Raw genomic sequence first — 22,692 nt, 5'->3', positions numbered from 1 at the left:
TTAGCGGCGTGCCGCGTAACCCGCCATGCGCCGCCGCCAGTGCCAGCCGACGCCGGCCCCCACCACGCCCAGCAGCAGCCCGCCCACCGGCGCAGGCACCGGCAAGGAACTGTCGTCGGCCGAGGCCGGCCCGGTGCGCAGCTCGGCCGGGAAGGGGCGCGGCGGCGCCGGCACGATCTGCCATTGCGCCTCATCCTGCGGCGCGCGCGCCATGAATTCATCGATGGAAAACACGGGCGCCGAGCCAAAAGCGCGGCTGGACGGCACCTGCGGAATGCGCACCAGCACCAGCGCTTCCACGTCTGCCTGCAACTGCTGCTCATAAGCGCTCAGCGCGCGGCCGGGCGCCGGGCCGCCGAGCAGCTTGAGCAGGTCCTGGCCCAGCGCCGCGAAGGCCACGGCCGGGTAGAGCCGGGTCTGCTCCTCGGTAAAGTAGCCGTAGGCCTTGTGGCCGCTGGCCAGGCTGAGGTCCTTGGCGGCCTTGTAGCCGTAGGCGCCGATGGCCTTGATGCGGCTGGTCGGCCCCTGTCCGGGCACCTGCCAGCCCAGCGCCCTGAACGCGTCCATGCTGATGCCGGCGCAGTTGGCCGAGGCGTGGCGGTAGCTGAATTCGTGCCGGTAGAAGCGGCGGAAGCGGTCCTGCATGCTGCGCTGGTAGGCTTGCGCGGTGCGCGCGTCGCGCAGCACCGCCACCAGCATGGTCGACGGCCGGTAGTACTGCTGGCCGCTGTTCAGGTCCATCAGGTAGTTGTCCATGGGGACCATCGACGCAATGATGCCTTTTTCGCTGTAGCTGTCCAGATTGTAGAAGTTGTTCACCATCCAGTCGGCCCATTCGCCATGCCGGCCCAGGCGGCCGGTGGCGACCGCGAAGTGGCCGCCGTAGGCTTCGTCGTCGTCGCCCTGGGCGCCGTTCAGCATCAGGGCCAGCACGGCCTTGCCGCCCCAGTCGCGGGCGGCGGGCCGGCGTTCCCAGATCAGGCGCGTGGCGTAGGGGCTGCGCGCGCCGCCGTTTTCCTGGCGCACAAAGGCGCTTAGCGTGTCGCCAGCGGCGGCCAGGGGCTGCGGCCGCATGCTGGCCGCGTCGATGACATAGTCCAGCGGCCAGATGGTGCGCGCTTCGAAGCTGGGCTGGCCGGCCTGAGCGCGCAGCGTGCCGCGCACGCGGACTGCGCGCCGGCGGAAGAAATCCAGCGTGGCGGCGTTGAAATAGGAGCGGTTGGACGCGATTTTGGGCGCCAGCTGCATGGCCAGCGGCGCCGCGCCGGGCGCCTGCAGGGCCTGGCCGGACGGCGCCAGCGTGGCTTGCGGCACCAGGTGCGGCGCACCCAGCCAGACCAGGTCGGGCAAGGCGGGCAAGGCTGTGGAGGCCGGCTGGCGCGGCACGGCCAGGCCCTCCTGCTGGAAGTACCACAAGGCCTGCCGGGGCGCGCAGCCGCCGCAGCGCCCGTCGCCGTAGCGGAACTGGCTGGCGTCGTACAAGCCGAGGCGTTCGCCGCCCTCGAGCGCGGCTTTTACGGGAGCGGGCTGCGCCGCTGCGGGTAATACGGCGGCAAACTGGAGCGCAAGTGCGCCGGCGGCAATGGCGTGGTGTGTGTGCATGGAGGCATTATGCAAGAATTTGCATAAAATGCATCAACGCAACTAATGAGTATCAATGATGGTTGATTTGCATCAACCGCTGAGCGCTTTTAGCCGGCCAGGAAGCCGCGCCGGGGCGAGGAGGAGGTGGGCTGGCCGCTGGGGCCGTAGAAATTGCCCTGGGCCTGGGGACGCAGCGCTTGCAGCGCGCCTTGCGTGTGGCTCAGGTGTTTGCTGATGAGGGTGCCGTTCAGGCGGTTCAGTTCTTTGGCTTCGCGGGTCAGTTCCAGCACCTGCTGCCAGAGCGGGGCGGCAGTGGCGTCGCCGCTGGCGGCCAGCCAGGCTTCCATGCCCGCTTCTTCCGCTTTGTGGCCTGCTGCGCCGAGCGCGCTGTGGCGCTGGCTGGCCAGCACGGCCATGTCGTTGACCAGCGCGGCTTTGCGCGGCGTCAGTTCCGTCAGTCCGTCTATGTCCGCCGCCACCAGTTGCTGCTGTTCCTGCTTCAGCACCGCCAGCAGGGCGGTGATGACGCGCTGTTCTTCGCGCAAGCTGCTGAGGGGCGTGAGTGCAGGAGAAACTGCAGGTGCGACGGATTGCATGATTTACCTATCTTTTACGTGAGTGCAGCAGATCCTTGACTGTTTCCAGCAAGCCATCGGCCACTTTTTCCGAGTTGACTTGGAATTGCCCATCGGCAATTGCAAGCTTGATGCGTTCCACTTTTTTCGTGTCGAACACGGCGCTGCTGCCGCCGGCGCTGCTGGCGGCCATGGCCTGGCCCTGCGCCGACAGCTTGACGCTGTCGGTCGCCACAGGGGCGGTGCTGGCCTTGTCGGCGCCGCGCGCGGTGGTGGTAGTCGCAGGCGAGGCTGGCAGGCCAGGCGTGCTCTTGACTGAGTCGTTAATTTTCACAGCAATATCCTCGTCTGGTTGGGGTGTAAAAGCCCCGGGATCTGAGTTATTAACGGCGCTGTGAGCATAAACTTTAGCGTTTTTAGAACGCCACCTCCACCAGTCCCCCCGCTTTGGCGATACCGCTGACTTGCTGGCCGCTGGCGGTGCGCACTTGCACCAGCTGTCCTTCCGAGGCGGCCGAAACGGCGCGCGCCTCGGCCGAGACGCGGAAGCCGGCGCCGCCCGACACCACCCTTACCAGCTGCCCGGCCACCATCACCGGCTTGCTGCGCAGGGTGTCGAGCCGCATCGGCGTACCGGCCGCCAGCGAGGCGTTGCTGCTGCGGCCGACGATCTGGCCAATGTCGGTGGCTATGCCGGCCGGCAAGGTTGTCAGATCGCCCTTGACCAGCACCAGCTGGCCCGCTTCGATGGCTTGTCCTTGCGCCAGCGGCACGGCGCTGGCGACGTATTCGGCCTGCACCGCCACATTGGCTTGAATATACACCGTCCACGCGGAAGGGGCCGCACAGCGCACGCCCACCGTGGTCTTGCCCCAGGCGCGCGCGCCGGGCATGAAGAAGGGCTGCAGCTGGGGACAGGGCGCCAGCGCCATGCGCTGGTCGACCGGGCCGACCGTGACGGTCACCGCGCCCGGCAGGCCGGCGCTCTGCGTTTGCAGGAACTGCTCCACGCTCAGGCGCAGCGCGCCCAAGTCCTGGCGCGCGGCGCCCGGCGGCTGGGCCAGGGCGGCGGCGGAACTCATCAGTAGCAGGGCGGCGGTCAGTGTGCGTTTCATAGTGGGCTTTCCTTGAATGTGGCCATGATAGCCCCGGCGCGCGATCCCGAAGCGGCGAATAAGCGCCCAAATCCGGGGCTAATCGCGCGATCGGATGGACGATCCCATCCGTATCATCGAAGCTGTCATCAATAGAAAGCAGGCGGGAGATTGCGATGTTAGGGAAACTGGACGAATTCATGCGCTTCAACGAGACGGCCCTGAGCCTGCGCTCGCAGCGCCAGACCGTGCTGGCGTCTAACATCGCCAATGCGGACACGCCGAACTACAAGGCCAAGGACATCGACTTCACCGCCGCGCTGAGCACGGCGATGGCGGGCGCGGCCCAGCCTTTGAAGACCACGGCGCCCAAGCATTTCCCCGTCCCCCAGCAAAGCGCCGGCACGCTGGCCGACGGCACGCCGCTGCAATACCGCGGCATCGTGCAGGGCGCGGTGGACGGCAATACGGTGGACATGGATGTGGAACGCAACCAGTTCGCCGACAACGCGCTGCGCTACGAGGCCGGCATTACGCTGATCAATTCCCAGATCAAGGGGCTGATGGCGGCCATACAGGGAGGTCAATAATCATGTCGCTGTTTAGTATATTCAATGTTTCCGGTTCGGCCATGAGCGCCCAGGCGCAGCGCCTGAACGTGGTGGCCAGCAACCTGGCCAATGCCGACAGCGCCACCAGCGCCAGCGGCGAGGCCTACCGCGCCAAGCAGGTGGTGTTCGAGGCGCAGCCGGCCGCCAACGGCGGCGCGTCCACCGGGGTCAAGGTGCAGCGCGTGATCGAGGACCCGTCGCCGCTCAAGCAGGTGTACGACCCCAAGCATCCGATGGCCGACGACAAGGGCTATGTCAGCATGCCGAACGTGAACGTGGTGGACGAGATGGTCAATATGCTGTCGGCCTCGCGCTCCTACCAGACCAACGTGGAAACCATGAACGCGGCCAAGACCCTGCTGCTGAAAACCCTCACCATCGGCCAGTAAGCCGCAACCTTAGAAAGATAAGCCATGACCACTGTGTCCACCAACGCGCCGGTGTCCGATACGCTGCTGAACGCCGTCAACCCGAAGAAGCAGACCGCCACCGACGGCGTGCAGGCCGATACCGATAAATTCATGACGCTGCTGGTCACCCAGCTGAAGAACCAGGACCCGATGAACCCGCTGGACAACGCGCAGCTCACCAGCCAGCTGGCGCAGCTGTCCACCGTCACCGGCGTGAACAAGCTGAACACCACGCTGGAGTCGCTCAAGGCCAGCTACCAGTCCTCCGAGAACGTGCAGGCGGCCGGCATGATCAACCACGGCGTGCTGTCGGCCGGCAAGAACGTCGGCCTGAGCGAGGGCAAGGCCATCCTGGGCATCGACCTGGCCACGCCGGCCGACACCGTCGACATCGTCATCAAGACCGCCGCCGGCAAGGAAGTGGCGTCGATCCAGATGAAGGACCAGCCGGCCGGCACCCAGCCCATCACCTGGGACGGCAAGCTGGAGGACGGCACCACGCTGCCCAACGGTAACTACGTGTTCAGCGTGGAGGCGCGCGCCGGCGGCGCGGTGCTGAAGGACGCGACCGCGCTGCAGTTCGGCGTGGTGGCCAGCGTGTCCACCGGCGCCGGCGGCGTCAAGCTGAACGTGCCCACGGCCGGCCAGCTGACCATGGCCGATATCAAACAAATTCTGTAACCCACCTACTGCATAGGGGAAATCATGTTCCAACAAGGACTCAGCGGCCTGAACGCCGCTTCCAAATCGCTGGACGTTATCGGCAACAATATCGCCAACGCCAGCACCGTGGGTTTCAAGGGCTCGCAAGCACAGTTCGCCGACCTGTACGCCAATTCGCTGAACGGCGTGAGCGGCAACAATGCCGGTATCGGCGTGTCGGTGTCGCGCCTGGCGCAGCAGTTCACGCAGGGCAATATCGAAACCTCGAACAACCCGCTGGACATCTCCATCAACGGCGGCGGCTTCTTCCGCACCACCACCCCCAGCGGCGGCGTGCAATACAGCCGCAACGGCCAGTTCCAGCTCGATAAGAGCGGCACCATCATCAACGCCCAGGGCAATGCCATCACCGGCTACCCCGCCACGTCCGACGGCGTGATCCTGCAGGGCGCGCCCGAGCCGATCCAGATCGACACGGCCGACCTGGTGCCGGTGGCCACCACCAAGGCCAACTACGAGCTGAACCTCGATTCGCGCAGCAAGGTGCCGGAGAAAATCCCGTTCAACGCCAAGGACCCGCTGACCTATAACAAGCAGACCGTGCTGGACGTGTACGACACGCTGGGCAATCCGCACGTGCTGTCGACCTATTATGTGAAGACCGACGCCAACACCTGGGACGTGTATGTCGCCAGCGACGGCCTGGAAATGAACGCCGCCACGGTGGCGGCCGCCGCGTCGACCGATGCCGGCGCGATTGCCGCGCGCGCAGCCTACCAGGCCGCGGTGCAGGGCGGCGACCTGCCCACCATCGCCCAGGCGGCGATTGATTACGCCGACGCGGCCGGTGCTGCCATGCAGGCGGTGCTGGACGCCATCCCCGGCGTGACGCCGGAACAGAGCGCCGCGCTGGCCGCGCTGTACGGCGGCGCCGGCAACCCGGCCAACGTGGGCGCCATCGTCGGCACCAATCCGGACGCCATCAATCTGGCGCTGTCGAAGGCCATCTCGGCGCCGCCAAGCAAGGCCGCCACGCTGATCTTCGATCAAAAGGGCGCGCTGAGCACGACCGCCATGGCCAACCTGGTGCCGCCGCAGAGCATGCCGTTCACGCTGACGCTGCCGATCTTCCCCAACACCGGCTCGGTCGCGCCACTGACCATCAGTACCGGCTTTACCGGCACCACGCAGTACGGCACCGCCACCAGCGAAAAAGCGTCCACCCAGGACGGCTATTCGTCCGGCCACCTGGAGCGTTTCGCGGCCGGCGCGGACGGCGTGATCCTGGGCCAGTACAGCAACGGCAAATCGCGTCCGCTGGGCCAGATCGTGCTGGTGAACTTCGCCAACAACGACGGCCTGACGCCGCTGGGCAACAACGCCTGGGCCGAGAGCTCGACCTCGGGCACGCCGCAAGTGGGCATACCGGGCACCGGCGCCAACGGCCAGCTGCGCTCCTCGTCGGTGGAAACCTCGAACGTGGACCTGACGGCAGAGCTGGTGAACATGATCACCGCGCAGCGCGTCTACCAGGCCAACTCGCAGACCATCAAGACCCAGGACCAGGTGCTGCAGACGCTGGTCAACCTGCGTTAATAGAAAGAGGGAAGGCAGCAATGGACCGTCTCGTCTACACCGCCATGACCGGCGCCAGGCATATCCTGGAGCAGCAGGCCACCACGTCGAACAACCTGGCCAACGCCACCACCACCGGCTTCCGCGCCCAGCTCGATTCCTTCCGGGCCGTGCCGGTGCAGTCGGAGGGGCTGCCGACGCGCACCTTCGTGGTCGACTCCACGGTGGGGGCGGACTTCCGCGCCGGTCCCATCCAGACCACCGGCCGCAGCCTGGACGTGGCGCTGCGCGGCGAGGGCTGGATGGCGGTGCAATCGTCCGACGGCTCCGAGGCGTACACGCGCAACGGCAGCCTGAAGGTGAGCGAGAACGGCCTGCTGCAAACCACCAGCGGCCAGACGCTGGTGGGCGAGAACGGTCCCATCGCCATCCCGCCGCAAAGCGAGGTGGCGGTGGCGGCCGACGGCACCGTCAGCGTGATCGACACCAGCCAGACCAAGCCGGGGCCGGCCAATGTGCTGGGGCGCATCAAGCTGGTCAATCCGGACACCAAGGGCCTGGAACGCGGCACGGACGGCCTGTTCCGCCAGACGAGCGGCTTGCCGGCCGATCCGGACGTCAACGTGCGCCTGGTGGACGGCGCGCTCGAGGGCAGCAACGTCAATCCGGTGGACGCCATGGTCAACATGATTTCGCTGGGGCGGCAGTTCGAAACCCAAATGAGCTTGCTCAAGAATGCCGAGAATAACGCCGCGAAAGCCACCCAGATCCTCGCTTTGACTTAATGCCCGACCCTGCATAATGGTGACGTGGAAAAAGCTCCGGCTGCCACGACCATTACGGGAGAAAGCAAATGATACGATCGCTGTGGATAGCCAAGACTGGCATGGAAGCGCAGCAGACGCAGATGGACACGGTTGCCAACAACCTGGCCAACGTCAGCACCAACGGATTCAAGAAGTCGCGCGCCGTGTTCGAGGACTTGCTGTACCAGAACGTGCGCCAGCCCGGCGCGCAGTCGTCGCAGCAGACGCAGCTGCCATCGGGCATGCAGGTGGGCACCGGCGTGCGCCCGGTCGCCATCGAGCGCATCCACACCCAGGGCAACCCCCAGGCCACCGGCAACGATAAAGACCTGATGGTCAACGGCAACGGCTTCTTCAATGTGCTGCTGCCCGACGGCACCACCGGCTACACCCGCGACGGCTCCTTCCAGCGCGACAGCAACGGCCAGATGGTGACCTCCAGCGGCTTTGTGCTGCAGCCCGCCATCACCATCCCCATCAACGCCAACAGCATCACCGTGGGCCGCGACGGCACCGTGTCGGTGACGCTGCCGGGCCAGACCGCCGCGCAGCAGATCGGCAGCATCCAGCTGTCCACCTTCATCAACCCGACCGGCCTGGAGTCCAAGGGCGAGAACCTGTACGTGGAAACCGGCGCCTCCGGCGCGGCGCAGAACAACACCCCCGGCACCAACGGCACCGGCGTGATCCTGCAGGGCTATGTGGAAACCTCGAACGTCAACGTGGTCGAGGAAATGGTCAACATGATACAGACCCAGCGCGCCTACGAAATCAACAGCAAGGCCATCACCACGTCGGACCAGATGCTGGCCAAGCTGTCGCAGCTGTAAGCAAGGAGCACCGCCATGAAACCGATCACTCCCATCATTGCCATGCTGGTGTCGAGCCTGCCTCTGGCCGGCTGCGGCACCGCGCCGACCTCCATCGTTCAGGGCGCCACCACCGCGCGGCCGCTGACGCAGGCGCAGATGGCCGCGCCGACCAGCGGCGCCATCTTCCAGGTGCAGAACTACCGTCCGCATTTCGAAGACCGCCGCGCGCGCCTGGTGGGCGACGTGATCAACATCGTCATCACCGAGAAAACCTCGGCCGTGAAGAGCGGCGCCAGCGCGGGCGGCAAGTCCGGCAGCGTCAACTTCAAGGCGCCCGGCCAGCTGGCCGGCACCTTCGGCAGCCAGATCACCACCAGCGCCGACAACAAATTCGCCGACAACGCCAGCCAGAGCGCCAGCAACACCTTCACCGGCACCATGGGCGCCACCGTGGTCGAGGTGCTGCCGAACGGCAACCTGATCGTGGCGGGCGAGAAGCAGATCGCGCTGGACAAGGGCGTGGAGTACATCCGCTTCTCCGGCATGATCAACCCGGACACCATAGGCACCGGCAACACCGTGGCCTCCACCGCAGTGGCCGACGCGCGCGTGGAATACCGCACCAGCGCCAAGATCGACCGCGCCGAAATGAATTCCATGGCGGCGCGCTTCTTCCTCAGCGTACTGCCGTTCTGATTATGAAAACTCCAAGCAAACTCCTCGCCGCCGCCCTTGCCGCGCTGTGCCTGCTGGCCCAGCCGGCCCGCGCCGAGCGCCTGAAAGACCTGGCCAGCGTGGCCGGCGTGCGCCAGAATCAGCTGATGGGCTACGGCCTGGTGATCGGCCTGGACGGCACCGGCGACCAGACCACCCAGACCCCGTTCACGGTGCAGACCGTGATGTCCATGCTGCAGCAGATGGGCATCACCCTGCCGGCCGCCAACACCCTGCAGCTGAAGAACGTGGCGGCCGTCATGGTCACCACCTCGCTGCCGGCCTTCGCCCAGCCGGGCCAGCTGATGGACGTGACCGTCTCGTCCATGGGCAATGCGAAAAGCCTGCGCGGCGGCACCTTGCTGATGACGCCGCTCAAGGGCGCGGACGGCCAGGTGTACGGCATGGCCCAGGGCAATGTGCTGGTGGGCGGCGTGGGCGCGCAGTCCGGCGGCACCTCGGTGGTGGTGAACCACCTGAGCGTGGGCCGCATTTCCGGCGGCGCCACGGTCGAGCGCGCGGTGGCCAATTCGCTGGGCGAGGGCAACCAGATCAAGCTGGAACTGAACACCACCGACTTTTCCACCGCCAGCCGGGTGGTGGAAGCGATCAACGACAAATTCGGCGCCGGCATCGCCTACGCGCTGGACGGCCGCGTGATCCGCGTGCAGGCGCCGTCGAGCAGCGACCAGCGCGTGGCCTTTCTCGGCACGCTGGAGAACCTGCAGGTGAACCCGGCCCAGATGGCCGCCAAAGTGATCATGAACGCGCGCACCGGCTCGGTGGTGATGAACCAGGCGGTGGCGCTGGAAACCTGCGCCATCTCGCACGGCAACCTGACGGTGTCGGTCTCCACCGACGCGCAGGTAAGCCAGCCCGGCCCGCTGTCCGGCGGCCAGACCGTGGTCACGCAGAACGCCAATATCGACATCAAGAAGGACGGCGGCAAGGTCATGCTGGTCAAGGGCGGGGCCCAGCTGGCCGACGTGGTCAAGGCGCTCAACGCCATCGGCGCCACGCCGCAGGACTTGCTGGCGATACTGCAAGCGATGAAGGCCGCCGGTTCGCTGCGCGCCGAACTCGAGATCATTTGAGGACGCCGCCATGATACGAGCAGCCTCCAGCACCGCCGCCGCCGGCGCCAACGACCTCAGCGCCACCCTGGCCGCCGACGTCAAGGGCGCGGCCGCGCTGCGCAAGGGCGCCAACGCCGGCTCGCCGGACGCGCTGAAAGGCGCCGCCACCCAGTTCGAGGCCATGTTCATCAACATGATGATGAAGAGCATGCGCGAAGCGTCGCCGGGCGAGGGCATGCTGGACAACCAGCAGACCAAGATGTTCACCTCCATGCTGGACCAGCAGACCAGCCAGAACCTGGCCAAGAAAGGCGTGGGCCTGTCCGACGTGCTGGTGCGGCAATTGTCCAAGCAGAACGAGCAGGCGCTGGCGCTGGGCGGCGAGACCGCCCCGTCCGACGCGTCCGGCATCCCCAACACCGGCAGCCTGGCCAGCGCGGCCGTGGCGGCCCGCCTGCAGCGCGCCATCGAGGCGGCGGGCGGCGCGGCCGCCTCCGCCAAGGCCGGCGCCCAGGCCGACGTGCCGGGCGGCAGCGCCGCCGCCATGGACAGCGGCAAGGGCTCGCAGGCGGCCCACGTGCGCGCCTTCCAGAGCAAGCTGGGCAGCCACGCGGACGAGGCCAGCAAGGCCACCGGCATCCCGGCCAAGTTCATGCTGGGCCAGGCGGCGCTGGAGAGCGGCTGGGGCAAGCGCGAGATCAAGGGCCGCGACGGCAGCAACAGCAACAATCTGTTCGGCATCAAGGCCGGCCCGGGCTGGAAAGGCAAGACGGTCGAGGCCGTCACGACGGAATTCGTCAACGGCAAGCCGCAGCAGAAAGTCGAGCGCTTCCGCGCCTACGACAGCTATGCCGACAGTTTCAAGGATTATGCGAAGTTACTCACCGACAACCCGCGCTACGAGAAAGTGTTGGCCAGCGCCGGCGACGCCAGCAAGTTCGCGCATGGCCTGCAAAAAGCCGGCTACGCCACCGATCCGCAGTACGCCAGCAAGCTCACGCGCATCATCCAGCAGTCGCTGGCGTAACCATGTTTAACGCGGACGGGCACACTGTTGCCCGTGTGCATTTCAAGTTTTGGCAGCCGCTGCCGTAGACTACGTATATACAGAAAGCAAACACACCATGTCCAGTCTTCTCAGCATCGGCAAAAGCGGCTTGCTGGCGGCCCAGGTAGGCCTGTCCACCACGGGGCACAATATCGCCAACGCCAACGTGCCGGGATACAGCCGCCAGACCCTCGTGCAGTCGAATATGCAGCCGGAGGCCAGCGGCGGCTTCTTCGTCGGCACCGGCACCGAAGTGACCCAGATCAAGCGCCAGTACGACGATTTCCTGACCAAGCAGCTGCTCGGCGCGGAAGCGAACGAGGCCAGCCTGGACGGCTTCTATGCCCAGATCAGCCAGATCGACAACCTGCTGGCCGACAGCACCTCCGGCCTGTCGCCGGCGCTGCAGGACTTCTTCAAGGGCGTGCAGGACGCCAGCTCCAATTCGGCCACCGACGCCTCGCGCAGCGCCATGCTGTCGACCGCCAACACGCTGGCGGCCCGCTTCCAGGGCCTGAGCGACCGCCTGACCGAGATCGGCGACGGGGTCAACAGCCAGATCACGTCCACCGTGACGCAGATTAATTCCTACGCCGAGCAGATCGGCAAGCTGAACAACGATATCGCCGGCCTGACGGTGGACCCGTCGCGCGCGCCGAACGACTTGCTGGACCAGCGCGACCAGCTGATCAGCGAGCTGAACAAGCTGGTCAAGGTCACCGTGACCCAGGGCGACGCGCACACGCTGACGGTGTCGATCGGCACCGGCCAGCCGCTGGTGATCAGCAACCGCAATTTCGCGCTGGCCACCACGCCTTCGCTGACCGACCCCACCCGCATGACCATCGGCTACCAGACCAACAACGAGGTTTCGCCGCTGCCGGAATCGTCGCTGACCGGCGGCGCGCTGGGCGGCCTGCTGGAGTTCCGCAGCGGCTCGCTGGACCGCGCGCGCAACGAGCTGGGCCAGGTGGCGGCCGGGCTGGCGGCCAGCTTCAACGCCCAGCACCAGCTGGGCCAGGACCGCAACGGCGCGCTGGGCGGCAATTTCTTCTCCGACATCAACGCCTATATCGGCGTGGACTCGCGCAACAGCCCGGTCAGCACGGCGGTGGTGACCGGCGTGGTGAAGGACGCCAGCGCGCTCACCAGCAGCGACTACGACCTCAATTTCGACGGCACCAACTACGTGCTCAAGCGCGCGTCGGACGGCCAGTCCACCGTGCTGACCTATCCGCAGACCACCGGCCCGCAGATGGTGGACGGGGTGGAATACACGCTCAGCGGCACCCCGGCCACGGGCGACCATTTCGCCGTGCGTCCGACCTATATGGCGGCCTCCGAGTTCAAGGTTTCGCTGACCGACGTCGGCAAGATCGCGCTGGCCGCGCCCATCGTCACCAACGCGCCGCTGAGCAACACCGGCAACGGCAAGATCACGCCCGGCACGGTGGACACCAACTACCTGACGGCGGGCAATGCGCTGACCGCGCCCGTCACGCTGAGCTATGACGCGCTGACCGGTTCGCTGAGCGGCTTCCCCGCCGCGCAGGACGTGGTGGTGACGGCCAACGGCGTGAGCACCACCTATCCGGCCGGCACGCCGTCGATACCGTACACGGACGGCGCCTCGATCAGCTTTGGCGGCGTGAACATTTCCATCAGCGGCACCCCGGCCGACACCGACAGTTTCACCGTCAGCCCCAACACCGGCGGCACGCGCGACAACCGCAACGGCACGCTGCTGGGCGACCTGCAGGCCAAGAACATCCTGAACGGCGGCAAAACCACCTACCAGAGCGCGTATGCGTCCATGGTCAACTTCGTCGGCAACAAGACGCGCGAAGTGCAGATCGGCGCGGACGCGGCCACGGCGGCGGTCAAGCAGGCCAGCAATGCCCAGCAAAGCGTATCGGGCGTCAACCTGGACGAGGAAGCGGCCAATCTGCTGCGCTACCAGCAAGCCTACCAGGCGTCCGGCAAGGTGATGCAGATCGCCAGCACGCTGTTCGACGTGCTGATCTCGCTGGGCCGATAGTTAAGATAAGCAAGCAGCAAGCAAGGAAAAGCATCATGACCATGCGCATCAGTTCCAAGACCATTTACGACAACGGCGTGGGCCAGCTCGGCACGCTGCAGACCTCGCTGGCCAAGACCCAGCAGCAGCTGGCCACCGGCCGCCGCGTGCTGACCCCGGCCGACGATCCGATCGCCTCGGCGCGCGCGCTGGAGGTGACGCAGTCGCAGTCGATCAACACCCAGCTGGCCACCAACCGCTCGAACGCGCGCGCCTCGCTGTCGCAGGAGGAGGTGGCGCTGGCCTCGGCCACCGCGCTGTTCCAGGACATCAAGACCCTGACGGTGAACGCCGGCAACGGTTCGATGACGAATAAGGACCGCGAATCGCTGGCGGTGGAGCTGGAAGGCCGGCTGCAGGATTTGCTGGGCATCGCCAACACGGCCGACGGTTCGGGCGGCTACATCTTCTCCGGCTTCAAGGACAGCATTCCGTTCTCGCTCAACGCCACCGGCGCCACCTACCAGGGCGACCAGGGCGAGCGCAACCTGCAAGTGGGCTCGTCGCGCAAAATCAGCGTCAGCGATTCGGGCTCGGCCATTTTCGAGAACAACGCCACCGGCAACGGCAGCTTCAAGACCGGCGCGGACCCGGCCAACTTCGGCCGCGGCGGTACCGGCATCATCTCGCCCGGCGCGGTGACGGACACCAGCGCGCTGACCGACCACCAGTACGCGATCAATTTCTCGGTGATACCGGCCACCCCGGGCGTGCCCAAGGTGACCACCTACACCGTGATGGACCTGACCTTGAACCAGCCGGTGCCGGCCAATCCGGTGCCGCCCGATCCCATCCCCTACACCAGCGGCCAGAGCATCAGCTTTGACGGCCTGCAGTTCGAGATCAAGGGCGATCCGGCCGATCTGGACACCTTCACCGTGGACCCGAGCAACAAGAAGTCCGTGTTCGAGACCATGCGCGACCTGCTGACGGCGCTGCGCCAGGACGGCGAGGGCGCGGCCGGCCAGGCCCGGCTGACCAATGCGCTGAACCAGGTCAATTCGAATATCGACAACGCGTCGGACAATCTGCTGGCGGTGCGCGCTTCGGTGGGCGCGCGCATGAAGGAGCTCGATTACCTGGACAGTTCGGGCGACGACCTGAATATCCAGTACGCCACCACGCTGTCCAATCTGACCGAGGTGGACACCATCAAGGCCATTTCCCAGTTCACCCAGCAGCAGATCAACCTGGAAGCGGCGCAGAAGTCCTACAAAACGCTGACCGGGCTGTCGCTGTTCAATTACATCGGTTAAGCCGGCGGCGCGGCCGCATCGCCGTATCCGGGCATAAAAAAAGGGCGCTGTTTCCAGCGCCCTTTTTGCGTTCTCCGGCCCTTACTTGTCGGCCAGGATGCCCTGCACCGGCGGCTGGCGTTTCCAGCTGCTGTCCAGCTCGGAGCCCGCGCCGGATACCGGCGACAGATTGCCGAAGTGCTGCAGCTGGCGCGCCAGGTCGGCCACACCGGCCGCCAGCGTGCCGCTGGCGGGCGGCGCGGAGACGCCGGCGGCGTCCGGCGCCTGCCAGGACAGCGCGCCGTTGCCGCTGTCTTGCGCCGCCTGGCCGTAGCCGGACAAGGCCTTGGTCAGCGCCGTCACCTGGTCGCGCAGCGTGTCCGGCGCAGCCGCAGGGGCTGCGGCAGGGGCGGGCGCCGCTGCCTTGCCGTCGTTGCGGTCGGTCAGATACCAGACGTCGGCCATGGCGCCGGTGCGGCCGTCGGTGGTCTGGAAGCTGCCGCTCAGGCCTATCCAGTTGCCGTTGTCCTTCTCGCTGGCCTTGGCCGCGCCGGTGTTCAGGCTGGCCACGCCGGCTTCGGCCAGGGTGCGCAGTTCGCCCTCCTGGCTGACGCCGTCCTTGTTGCCGTCGACCCATACGCGCAGCTGGCCGAAGGCGCTGTCGCGGCTGTCGACCACGCCGTCGCCGTTGCTGTCCAGCGCCGCCAGGGCCTGGAAGCCGTCGGCGGCGCGGCTGCCGTCGGCCAGGCGGGTGCTGGTGCCGAACAGCTCGCTGCCGTCGTTGATGCGGCCGTCCTGGTTGCGGTCCAGGGCCAGCAGGGCGTCGCCCTTGGCGGTCCAGCCGGTCTGCACCGGCGCGCCGCTGGCAAACAGGTCGAACTGCACGCCGTCGGCCATGGCCACGGTGCTGATGCCGTTGCCGTCCAGGTCCAGCTGCAGCGGGCTGCCCAGCGGCGTGGCGTGGATCTGCTCGGTCGTCATGCTGGCCAGCTGGGTGGCGCTGAGCCCGCCGGCCTGCAGGGCCGTGAAGGCGCCGAACTCGACCAGCGTCATGTTCTGCAGCTGCTGCGTGGTCAGCGCCTGGATCTGCGCCACCTTCAGCGCGCGGATCTGGCTGGTGGTGAGCGAGGTGATCTGCGGCACGCCCAGGCCGGCGATCTGCAGCGTGGTGAGCAGCGCGATCTGGGTGCTGCGCATCACTTGCAGGTCGTCGATTTCCATCGCGTTGAGCTGGGTGGCCGTCAGCGCGGCCAGCGCCTTCGAGCCCAGCGCGTTGATCTGGCTGCTGGTCAGCGCGGCCATTTGCGCGGCGTTCAGGCCGTTGGCGAAGGCCACGCCCAGCGCGGCGATCTGGCTGGTCTTCAGCGTCAGGATCTGGTCCACGCCCAGGCTGCCCACCTGGGCCGAGTTGAAGCCGCCCACCTGCGCCGCCGACAGCGGCGCCAGCGAACTGAAGGCGCTGACCTGGGCGGTGGTCAGGGCGGCGATCTGCGGCACGCTCAGGCCGGCGATGGTGCGCGTGCTCAGCGAGGACAGCTGGTCGTTGCCGAGCGCGGCGATCTGCTGGGTTTTCAGGCCCGCCAGCTGCACCGAACTGAGCACCGACATGTCGTCCAGGTCGATGGCCCGCAGTTGCGCCGTGTTCAGCACGCCGAGCTGGGTGGCCAGCAGCGAACGCACCTGCAGCGTGTTCAGGTTGGTGATCTGGGTCGGCGTCAGCAGGCTCAGCAGGCGCGTGTTCAGGCCGGCGATCTGGGTGCTGCGCAGCGTGTCGAGCTGGCCCGGGTCGAGCGCGGCCACCTGGGCCGACGTCAGCGCGTTGAGCTGCACCGTGGTCAGCGGCGCCAGCGTGGCCAGCGCGGTCAGCTGCGCCGTGCTGAGCGCGGCCACCTGGGCCACTTTCAGGCTGGCCAGCTGGCGCGAGTTGAGCACGCCGATCTGCTCGTTGCTCATGCTGCCCACCAGCTCGGTGCGCAGGCCGGAGATCTGGACGGTGGTCATGCCGGCCAGGTCTTCCAGTTCGATGGCGCGCATCTGCGCCGTGTTCAGGCCGTTCAGCGCGGTGCTGGTCAGGGTGCGCACCTGGCCGGCGCTGAGCGAGGCCAGCTGCGCGGCCGTCAGCCACGACAGCTGCTGGCTGGTCAGCGCGGCGAACTGCGCCGTGCGTATGGTGGCCAGGTGGGCTTCGTCCAGCGACGCGAGCTGGTTGCTGGACAGCGCGCCCATCTGCAGCAGGCCGAAGCCTTCCAGATTGGGCAGCGCCAGCAGCTGGCTGGTGCTCAGCGCGCGCATCTGCGCCGTGGTCAGCGCGGCCAGTTCGGCCGAGGTCAGCACCGTCATCTGGGCGTCGGTGAGCGCCTGGATCTGCCAGGTGCGCAGGCTGGCGAACTGGCGCGTGGTGAGCGCCTGCAGGTCGGCGTCTTCCAGCGAACGCAGCTGGCTGCTGTTCAGGCCGCCCAGCGCGGTGGTGCTGATGGCGCGGATCTGGGCCGTGCTCAGCACCGGCAACTGCAAGCTGGTCAGCCAGGAGATCTGCAGGCTGCCCAGCGCGGCCAGCTGCAGCGTGCCCAGCGAGGCCAGCTTGCTCTCGTCCAGCGAGGACAGCTGGTCGCTCGACAGGCCGGCCAGCTGGCCCGGGCCGAAGCCCTGCAAGCCGGGCAGCAGGGCCAGCTGGGTGCTGGTCAGCGCCGCCAGCTGGGCGCTGGTCAGGGCGTTGATTTCCACCGAGGTCAGGGCGGCCATTTCGTCCGGCGTGAAGGCGCGGATCTGTTCGGTGCGCAGGCTGGCGAACTGGGCGCTGCCCAGGGCGGCCAGGTCGGCCGGGTCCAGGCCGGCGATCTGGCTGGTGCTCAGGGCGCGCAGCGCGGCGATGCTGAGGGCGCGCCATTGCGCCGTGCTCAGCGCTTGCAGCTGCGTGGTGCTCAGCACGGCGATCTGCGGCGTGGTGAGCGCGGCCACCTGGCTGGTTTTCAGCTGGCCGAGCTGGGTTTCATCGAGCGTGGCGATGCGCTGGGTCGGCAGCGCCGCCACTTGCAGCGGCGACAGCAGCGACAGCGCGTTGAGCAGGTTGAACTGCGACGAGTTCAGCGCGCCCAGCTGGACCGTGGTCAGCGAGGCGATCTGCGTGCTGTTCAGGCCGGCCAGCTGGTCGGCCGTCAGCGCGGCGATCTGGGCCGTGGTGAGGGCGCGGATCTGGTGGCTGCGCAGCGCGCCGATGTCCGGCACTTCCATGGCGGCGATCTGGTCGGTGCTGAGCGCGGCCAGCGAACGGGTGGCCAGCGCGCGCACTTGCGCGGTGGTCAGCGCCATCAGCTGCAGGCTGCTCAGGCCGGTGGCCTGCGCGCTGTTGAGCATGCCGATGCCGGCGGTCGACAGGAAACTGATCTGCTCGGCGCTCAGGGCGCGCAGCTGGGCCGTGCTCAGGCTGCCCACCTGGGTCGAGCGCAGCGCGCCCAGGTCGTCCAGCGCCATCAGCGCCATCTGGTCGGTGCTCAGCGCGGCCAGCTGGCGGGTGGCCATGGTGGCGTACTGGCGCGTGTCCAGGCCGTTGAGCTGGTCGGCGTTGAGCTGGCGTATCTGGGTGCTGGACAGGCCGGCCAGCTGCAGCGAGGTCAAGGTGGCCAGGCGTTCGCCGCTCAGCGAACCGAGCTGGGACGAGGTCAGGGCGCGCAGCTGCAGGCTGTTGAAGCCGCCCAGCGAGGCCAGCGCGGCCAGCTGGTTGGTGGTCAGCGCGCCGATCTGCGCGGTGCGCAGCAGCGACAGGCTGACACTGCTCAGGCGGGCGAACTGGTCCACGGTCAGGGCCGCCAGCTGGTTGCTGGACAACACCGTCAGCTGGGTCGATTTCAGGCCGGGGATGTCGTCCGCTTCGATCTGCGCGATCTGGTTGGTGCTCAGGCCGGAGATGGCGGTCGAGTTGAAGCCGCCCACCTGGCGGCTGTCGAGCGCGATCAGCTGCGCCGTGGTGAGCGCGCCCAGCTGCAGCGAATTGAAGGCGTACAGCTGGCGCGTGGTGAGCAGCTGGATATCTTCCAGCGCCAGCGCGGCGATGCGGCTGGTGCCCATGGCCGCGATCATGGTGGTGTTGTAGTCGCCGATATTGCCCAGCGAGGCCAGCTGGGCGTCCGACAGCGCGGCCAGCTGGCTAGGCAGCAGGGCCGCGATGGCGGAACTGGTCAGCGCGTGCAGCTGGACGGTGTCCAGCGTCTTGATCTGGGTGGTGCTCAGGCCGGCGATCTGCGCGGTGGTCATGATGCGCAGCGCGTCCACCGTCAGCGCCGCCATCTGCGCCGTGCTCAGGCCGTCCATGGCCTTGAGGCTGAGGGCGCGGATCTGCGCGCTCGACAGCAGGGCCAGCTGGGCGCCGCTGAGGCCGCCGATCTGGGCGCTGCCCAGGCCGCCGAGCTGGCGCGTGGTCAGCGCGGTCAGGTCGCCATCGACCAGGCCGTGAATCTGGTCCGAGCTGAGGTAGCCGATCTGCGCCGAGGTCAGGCCTTTCAGGCTGCTGAAGGCGTCGATCTGGGTGCTGTTGAGCGCGGCCAGCGCGACGCTGCTGATGGCGGCGATGCCGGCGCTGGTCAGCGCACTCAGCTGGTCGATGCTGAGCGAACGCAGCGTGGCCGAGCTCAAGCCGTTGATCTGGCCGGTGGTCAGCAGGCCGATTTCCTCGGCCTCGACGGCGGTCAGCTGGTCCGAGCGCAGCGCGTTGAGGGCGGCGCGCGACAGCACCCGCATCTGGGTGCTGGTCAGGGCCTGCACCTGGGCCGAGCTGAAGAAGCTGATCTGGGTGGTGCTCAGCGCCATGACCTGGCCGGTGCGCAGCGCGGCGACCTGGCCCAGCGTGAGCGCCTTGATCTGGTCCGACGACAGGCCGGCGATCTGCGAGCTGTTCAGGCCGGCCAGCGTGCTCAGCGCGGCGAGCTGGTCCTGGTCCAGCGCGTTCAGTTGCGCGGTGGTCAGCGCGGCGATGGCCTGGGTGCTGAGGTTCTGCAGCTGGGGCACCGTCAGCGCCTGGATCTGGGCCGTGCTGAGGGCGCGGATCTGCTGCGTGAGCAGCACGGCGATGTCGGCCTCCTCGATGGCGGCGACCTGGTCGGTGCTGAGCGCGGCCAGCGTGGCGCTGGTCAGGCTGCGGATCTGCGCGCTGTCGAAGGCGATGATCTGGGTGCCGCTCAGGGCGCGGATCTGGCTGCTGGTCAGGCCGGCGATCTGGCTGGTCTTCAGCGTGGTGATCTTGTCGTCGGCCAGGTTGGCGATCTGGTCGGTGGTGAGCGCGCCGATCTGGCGGCTGGACAGCGGCGCCAGCGAGACCAGGCTGTCGAGCTTGCTCTGCCCCAGCGCGGCGATCTGCTGCGTGGACAGGGCCGCGATGGCGCTGGTGGCCAGCGCGCTGAACTGGGTGGAGGTGAGCGCGTTGAGCTGGTCGGTGGCCAGCAGGTTGAGCTGGTTGGTGCGCAGCGCGTTCAGGTCCACCACTTCGATGGCCTGCAGCTGGTCCGAGGTCAGCGCCGCCAGCTCATTGGCGGTCAGGGCGCGCACTTGCAGCGTGGTCAGCGCGATCACCTGGTTGCTGGTGAGCGCCTGGACCTGCGCCGAGGTCAGCGCGGCGATCTGGGCGGTGCTCAGGCGCGCGACCGTGTTGTCGGCCAGCGAGGCGATCTGGTCGGTCGTCATGGCCGCGATGGCGGCCGTGCTGAAGGAGGCCAGCGTGCTCAGCGCAGCCAGCTGCTCGCTGCTCAGCGCCGCCTTCTGGGCCGGCGTGAGGGCGCTGATCTGGGCTGAACTCAGGCTGGAAATCTGTTCGGTGGTGAGGGCGGCAATCTGCTCCGTCAGCATGGTCGACAGCTGGTTGCTGCGCAGCGCGGCGATGTCTTCCACTTCGATCGCGGCCACCTGGTCGCTGCTCAGCGCGCGCAGCGCGGTGCTGCTCAGGGCGCGGATCTGCAGCGTGGTCAGCGCGATCAGCTGGTCGCTGTTCAGCAGGGCGGCCTGGGCCGTCTGCAGGGCGGCGATCTGGCTGCTGCGCAGGCTGGCCAGGTCGGCCGTGTTCATGGCCAGGATGTGGTCGGAGCTCAGTCCGGCAATCTGGCGCGTGCCCAGCACGGCCAGCGAGGCGATGGCGTCGAGCTGGCCGGCGCTCAGCTGGTTGAGCTGGTCGATCGACAGCGCGGCGGCGGCGCCGGTGCTCAGGCCGAAGATCTGCTCGGTGGTCAGGCCCTGCAGCTGCTCGCTGGAGAAGGCTTGCAGCTGGCGCGAGGTCATCGCGGCGATGTCTTGCGCTTCCATGGCGCCCACCGCGTCCGAGGACAGGCCGGCCAGCGCGGCCGAGGTCAGCACGCGCACCTGGGCCGTGGTCAGCGCGGCCAGCTGTTCGCTGGTGAAGGCCTGCAGCTGCGAGCTGTTGAGCGCACCCACCTGCGAGGTTTTCAGGGTGGCGATGCTGGCGCTGCTGAAGGCGGCGATCTGGTCGCTGGTGAGGGCGCGGAACTGCAGCGAGGTCAGCGCGGCCAGCGACACCAGCGCGCCCAGCTGGTCGGTGCTGAGGGCGCCGATCTGCACCGGGGTCAGGGCCGCTTCGGCGGACGTGCTCAGCGCGGCGATTTGCGCGGTGGTCAGGGCCGCGATCTGCTCCGAGGTGAACTTGCTGATTTGCGTGCTCAGCAGGGCGCGGATGTCGCTGCTTTCAATCGCGGCCACCTGGTCGGTGGTGAGCGCCTGCAGCGCCGCGCTGTTCAGGCCCTGCACCTGGCGCGTGGTCAGCGCGATCAGCTGGTCGCTGCCCAGCGCCACCACTTGCTCGGCCTTGAGCGCGTTGAGCTGGCGGCTGTCGAGCGTGACGATGTTGCGCGTGCTCAGCGTGCTGATCTGGTCGGACGTCAGCGCCGCCAGCTGGCGGGTCGACATGCCGGCCAGGGTGCTCAGCGCGTCGAGCTGGTCCGAGGTCAGCGCGCTGACCTGGTTGTTGCCCAGGGCGCCGATGGCCAGGCTGCTGAGCGCGCCGAACTGCGCCAGCGTGAGCGCGGCGATCTGCTCGCTGCCCATGCGGACGATCTGGCTGGTGCGCAGCGCGGCAATGTCGCGCGTTTCAATCTGGGTGATCTGGTCGGTGCTCAGCGCGGCCAGCACCGAGGTGGCCATGGCGCTGAACTGGGCGACGGTGAGGGCCACGATCTGGTCGGACGTGAGCGCGGCCACCTGTTCGCTGCTCAGGGCGCCCAGCTGCAGGCTGCCCAGGCTGGCGATGTCCTGGGTTTCCAGCGTGCCGATCTGGTCCGAGGTCAGCGCGCGGATCTGCACGGTGGTGAAGGGCGCCAGGCCGTCCAGGCCGATCAGCTGGTCGGAGCTGAGGGCGGCGACCTGCGCCGCGCTCAGGCCGCGCAGGTCGCCGGTGTCCATGGCGGCCAGCTGGGCGGTGCTGAGCGCCGCGATCTGGCTGGTGCTCAGGAAGCCCACCTGGCGCGAGCTCAGCGCGCGCACGTCGCTGGTTTCCAGCGCGCCGATCTGGTCGGTGGTCAGGCGCGACAGCGTGGTGCTGTTCAGCGCGGCCACCTGCAGGGTGCTCAGGGCGGCGATCTGGTCGCTGCTCAGCGCCTGCAGCTGGCCGGCATTGAAAGTGGCCAGCTGGGCCGTGGTGAGGCCGGCGATGTCGTTGGTCTCGATCGCGATGATCTGGTCGGTGCCCAGCAGCTGCAGCGAGCCGGCCGGCAGGCTGTTGAACTGGGCGCTGGTCAGCGCCACGATCTGGTCGGTGGTCAGGGCCGGCACTTGCAGCGAGTTCAGCGCGCTCAGCTGGGCGCTGTTCAGGCCGGCCAGCGCCGCCGTGACCAAGGTGCTGATCTGCAGCGTGTCCAGCGCGGCGATGGCGTTGCGGTTGATGGCGTTGAGCTGGCGGCTGTCGAAGGCGGCCAGCTGGTCGCTGGTCAGGCCCACGGCCTGGCGCGAACCGAGGGCGGCCAACTGGCTGGTGGCCAGCGCCTGGATGGCGTCGGTGCTCAGGGCGCCGAACTGGGCCGAGTTGAGGGCGGCGATCTGCTGCGAACGCAGCGCGCGCACGTCTTCCGTTTCCATCACCAGCATCTGGTCGGTGCTCAGCGCGGCCACCTGGCTGGTGGTCAGCACGGCGAACTGCTGGGACGTGAATTGGGTGATCTGGTCGGTGGTGAGGGCGGCCAGGTCCTCGGTTTCCAGCGCGGCTATCTGTTGCGTCAGCAAATGGCTGAGCTGTTCGCTGGACAAAACCTGCATTTGTTCCGTCGTCAGTTCCCGGATCTCGGCCGTTGTGAATTGGGCGAGCTGCTCCGTGGTGAACGAAGCGATTTGGTAAGTGCTGAGGGTGGGGACGAGGGAACTCATGGGTATTTTCTCCTGGACGGCTCAAGCATGATACACCAGGAATTTCTCTGGGGAAATCAA

16 protein-coding genes are annotated in these 22,692 nt (G+C 67.6%); 11 read left to right on the top strand and 5 right to left on the bottom strand.

From position 1 onward, the window contains the following. From AC07S4_RS29285 to flgA, 4 genes are all read right to left on the bottom strand, one after another. Entirely contained in the window at window positions 1-1,602 is a 1,602-nt protein-coding gene (locus tag AC07S4_RS29285; protein ID WP_494989943.1) for a hypothetical protein, read from the bottom strand. Window positions 1,603-1,691: 89 nt separating this feature from the next. Beyond that, on the bottom strand, window positions 1,692-2,180 hold the full coding sequence (locus tag AC07S4_RS29280; RefSeq protein WP_494989942.1) for a flagella synthesis protein FlgN: 489 nt from the start codon (window positions 2,178-2,180) through the stop codon (window positions 1,692-1,694). Window positions 2,181-2,187: 7 nt separating this feature from the next. Then, window positions 2,188-2,493, bottom strand: coding sequence for a flagellar biosynthesis anti-sigma factor FlgM (gene flgM / locus AC07S4_RS29275; RefSeq protein ID WP_494989941.1), 306 nt, complete (start codon window positions 2,491-2,493; stop codon window positions 2,188-2,190). Between the two features lie 82 nt (window positions 2,494-2,575). Continuing rightward, the gene (gene flgA, locus AC07S4_RS29270; RefSeq protein ID WP_494989940.1) at window positions 2,576-3,274 is read right to left on the bottom strand and encodes a flagellar basal body P-ring formation chaperone FlgA; all 699 of its coding nucleotides are present in this window, start codon (window positions 3,272-3,274) and stop codon (window positions 2,576-2,578) included. A gap of 155 nt (window positions 3,275-3,429) precedes the next feature. Between flgA and flgB the strand changes: the two genes are divergently transcribed. The 11 genes from flgB to flgL all read left to right on the top strand — a co-directional run bounded on the left by flgB (window position 3,430) and on the right by flgL (window position 14,301). Beyond that, on the top strand, window positions 3,430-3,843 hold the full coding sequence (gene flgB, locus AC07S4_RS29265) for a flagellar basal body rod protein FlgB (protein ID WP_161073682.1): 414 nt from the start codon (window positions 3,430-3,432) through the stop codon (window positions 3,841-3,843). Between the two features lie 2 nt (window positions 3,844-3,845). Further along, entirely contained in the window at window positions 3,846-4,253 is a 408-nt protein-coding gene (gene flgC / locus AC07S4_RS29260; RefSeq protein ID WP_161073681.1) for a flagellar basal body rod protein FlgC, read from the top strand. 24 nt (window positions 4,254-4,277) lie between these two features. Then, a complete protein-coding gene (locus AC07S4_RS29255; RefSeq protein ID WP_494989939.1) occupies window positions 4,278-4,955 on the top strand; it encodes a flagellar hook assembly protein FlgD in 678 nt (225 codons plus the stop codon). A 24-nt stretch (window positions 4,956-4,979) separates the two neighbouring features. Continuing rightward, window positions 4,980-6,533, top strand: a complete 1,554-nt coding sequence (locus AC07S4_RS29250; protein ID WP_494989938.1) for a flagellar hook protein FlgE — start codon at window positions 4,980-4,982, stop codon at window positions 6,531-6,533. Between the two features lie 20 nt (window positions 6,534-6,553). After that, on the top strand, window positions 6,554-7,297 hold the full coding sequence (flgF, locus tag AC07S4_RS29245) for a flagellar basal-body rod protein FlgF (protein ID WP_494989937.1): 744 nt from the start codon (window positions 6,554-6,556) through the stop codon (window positions 7,295-7,297). 68 nt (window positions 7,298-7,365) lie between these two features. Next, complete coding sequence (gene flgG, locus AC07S4_RS29240; RefSeq protein ID WP_161073677.1) at window positions 7,366-8,148, top strand: flagellar basal-body rod protein FlgG; 783 nt, start codon at window positions 7,366-7,368, stop codon at window positions 8,146-8,148. Between the two features lie 15 nt (window positions 8,149-8,163). Then, window positions 8,164-8,826 carry a flagellar basal body L-ring protein FlgH gene (locus AC07S4_RS29235; protein ID WP_494989936.1) on the top strand — a complete coding sequence of 221 codons (663 nt, stop codon included), beginning with the start codon at window positions 8,164-8,166 and terminating at the stop codon, window positions 8,824-8,826. A gap of 2 nt (window positions 8,827-8,828) precedes the next feature. Then, on the top strand, window positions 8,829-9,938 hold the full coding sequence (locus tag AC07S4_RS29230; RefSeq protein WP_494989935.1) for a flagellar basal body P-ring protein FlgI: 1,110 nt from the start codon (window positions 8,829-8,831) through the stop codon (window positions 9,936-9,938). Window positions 9,939-9,948: 10 nt separating this feature from the next. Then, complete coding sequence (gene flgJ, locus AC07S4_RS29225) at window positions 9,949-10,947, top strand: flagellar assembly peptidoglycan hydrolase FlgJ (protein ID WP_494989934.1); 999 nt, start codon at window positions 9,949-9,951, stop codon at window positions 10,945-10,947. Window positions 10,948-11,044: 97 nt separating this feature from the next. After that, window positions 11,045-13,006 carry a flagellar hook-associated protein FlgK gene (flgK, locus tag AC07S4_RS29220; RefSeq protein ID WP_494989933.1) on the top strand — a complete coding sequence of 654 codons (1,962 nt, stop codon included), beginning with the start codon at window positions 11,045-11,047 and terminating at the stop codon, window positions 13,004-13,006. A gap of 35 nt (window positions 13,007-13,041) precedes the next feature. Beyond that, entirely contained in the window at window positions 13,042-14,301 is a 1,260-nt protein-coding gene (gene flgL, locus AC07S4_RS29215; RefSeq protein WP_494989932.1) for a flagellar hook-associated protein FlgL, read from the top strand. Window positions 14,302-14,382: 81 nt separating this feature from the next. Here flgL and AC07S4_RS29210 read toward each other — a convergent pair whose 3' ends face one another. Continuing rightward, the gene (locus AC07S4_RS29210; RefSeq protein WP_494989931.1) at window positions 14,383-22,632 is read right to left on the bottom strand and encodes an SPM autocatalytic domain-containing protein; all 8,250 of its coding nucleotides are present in this window, start codon (window positions 22,630-22,632) and stop codon (window positions 14,383-14,385) included. Window positions 22,633-22,692: the final 60 nt, after the last annotated feature.

This window comes from Pseudoduganella sp. GW821-FHT05F09 (assembly GCF_059419605.1).
Note: the sequence above shows the minus strand (reverse complement) of the source record. Positions and strands in the feature narration are given on the sequence as shown.

Excerpts from the sequence above, each read along its gene's own strand:
- AC07S4_RS29285 (WP_494989943.1), bottom strand. The coding sequence starts at position 1,602 with ATGCACACACACCACGCCATTGCCGCCGGCGCACTTGCGCTCCAGTTT.
- AC07S4_RS29280 (WP_494989942.1), bottom strand. The coding sequence starts at position 2,180 with ATGCAATCCGTCGCACCTGCAGTTTCTCCTGCACTCACGCCCCTCAGC.
- flgA (WP_494989940.1), bottom strand. The coding sequence starts at position 3,274 with ATGAAACGCACACTGACCGCCGCCCTGCTACTGATGAGTTCCGCCGCC.
- flgB (WP_161073682.1), top strand. The coding sequence starts at position 3,430 with ATGTTAGGGAAACTGGACGAATTCATGCGCTTCAACGAGACGGCCCTG.
- flgC (WP_161073681.1), top strand. The coding sequence starts at position 3,846 with ATGTCGCTGTTTAGTATATTCAATGTTTCCGGTTCGGCCATGAGCGCC.
- AC07S4_RS29255 (WP_494989939.1), top strand. The coding sequence starts at position 4,278 with ATGACCACTGTGTCCACCAACGCGCCGGTGTCCGATACGCTGCTGAAC.
- AC07S4_RS29250 (WP_494989938.1), top strand. The coding sequence starts at position 4,980 with ATGTTCCAACAAGGACTCAGCGGCCTGAACGCCGCTTCCAAATCGCTG.
- flgF (WP_494989937.1), top strand. The coding sequence starts at position 6,554 with ATGGACCGTCTCGTCTACACCGCCATGACCGGCGCCAGGCATATCCTG.
- flgG (WP_161073677.1), top strand. The coding sequence starts at position 7,366 with ATGATACGATCGCTGTGGATAGCCAAGACTGGCATGGAAGCGCAGCAG.
- AC07S4_RS29235 (WP_494989936.1), top strand. The coding sequence starts at position 8,164 with ATGAAACCGATCACTCCCATCATTGCCATGCTGGTGTCGAGCCTGCCT.
- AC07S4_RS29230 (WP_494989935.1), top strand. The coding sequence starts at position 8,829 with ATGAAAACTCCAAGCAAACTCCTCGCCGCCGCCCTTGCCGCGCTGTGC.
- flgJ (WP_494989934.1), top strand. The coding sequence starts at position 9,949 with ATGATACGAGCAGCCTCCAGCACCGCCGCCGCCGGCGCCAACGACCTC.
- flgK (WP_494989933.1), top strand. The coding sequence starts at position 11,045 with ATGTCCAGTCTTCTCAGCATCGGCAAAAGCGGCTTGCTGGCGGCCCAG.
- flgL (WP_494989932.1), top strand. The coding sequence starts at position 13,042 with ATGACCATGCGCATCAGTTCCAAGACCATTTACGACAACGGCGTGGGC.
- AC07S4_RS29210 (WP_494989931.1), bottom strand. The coding sequence starts at position 22,632 with ATGAGTTCCCTCGTCCCCACCCTCAGCACTTACCAAATCGCTTCGTTC.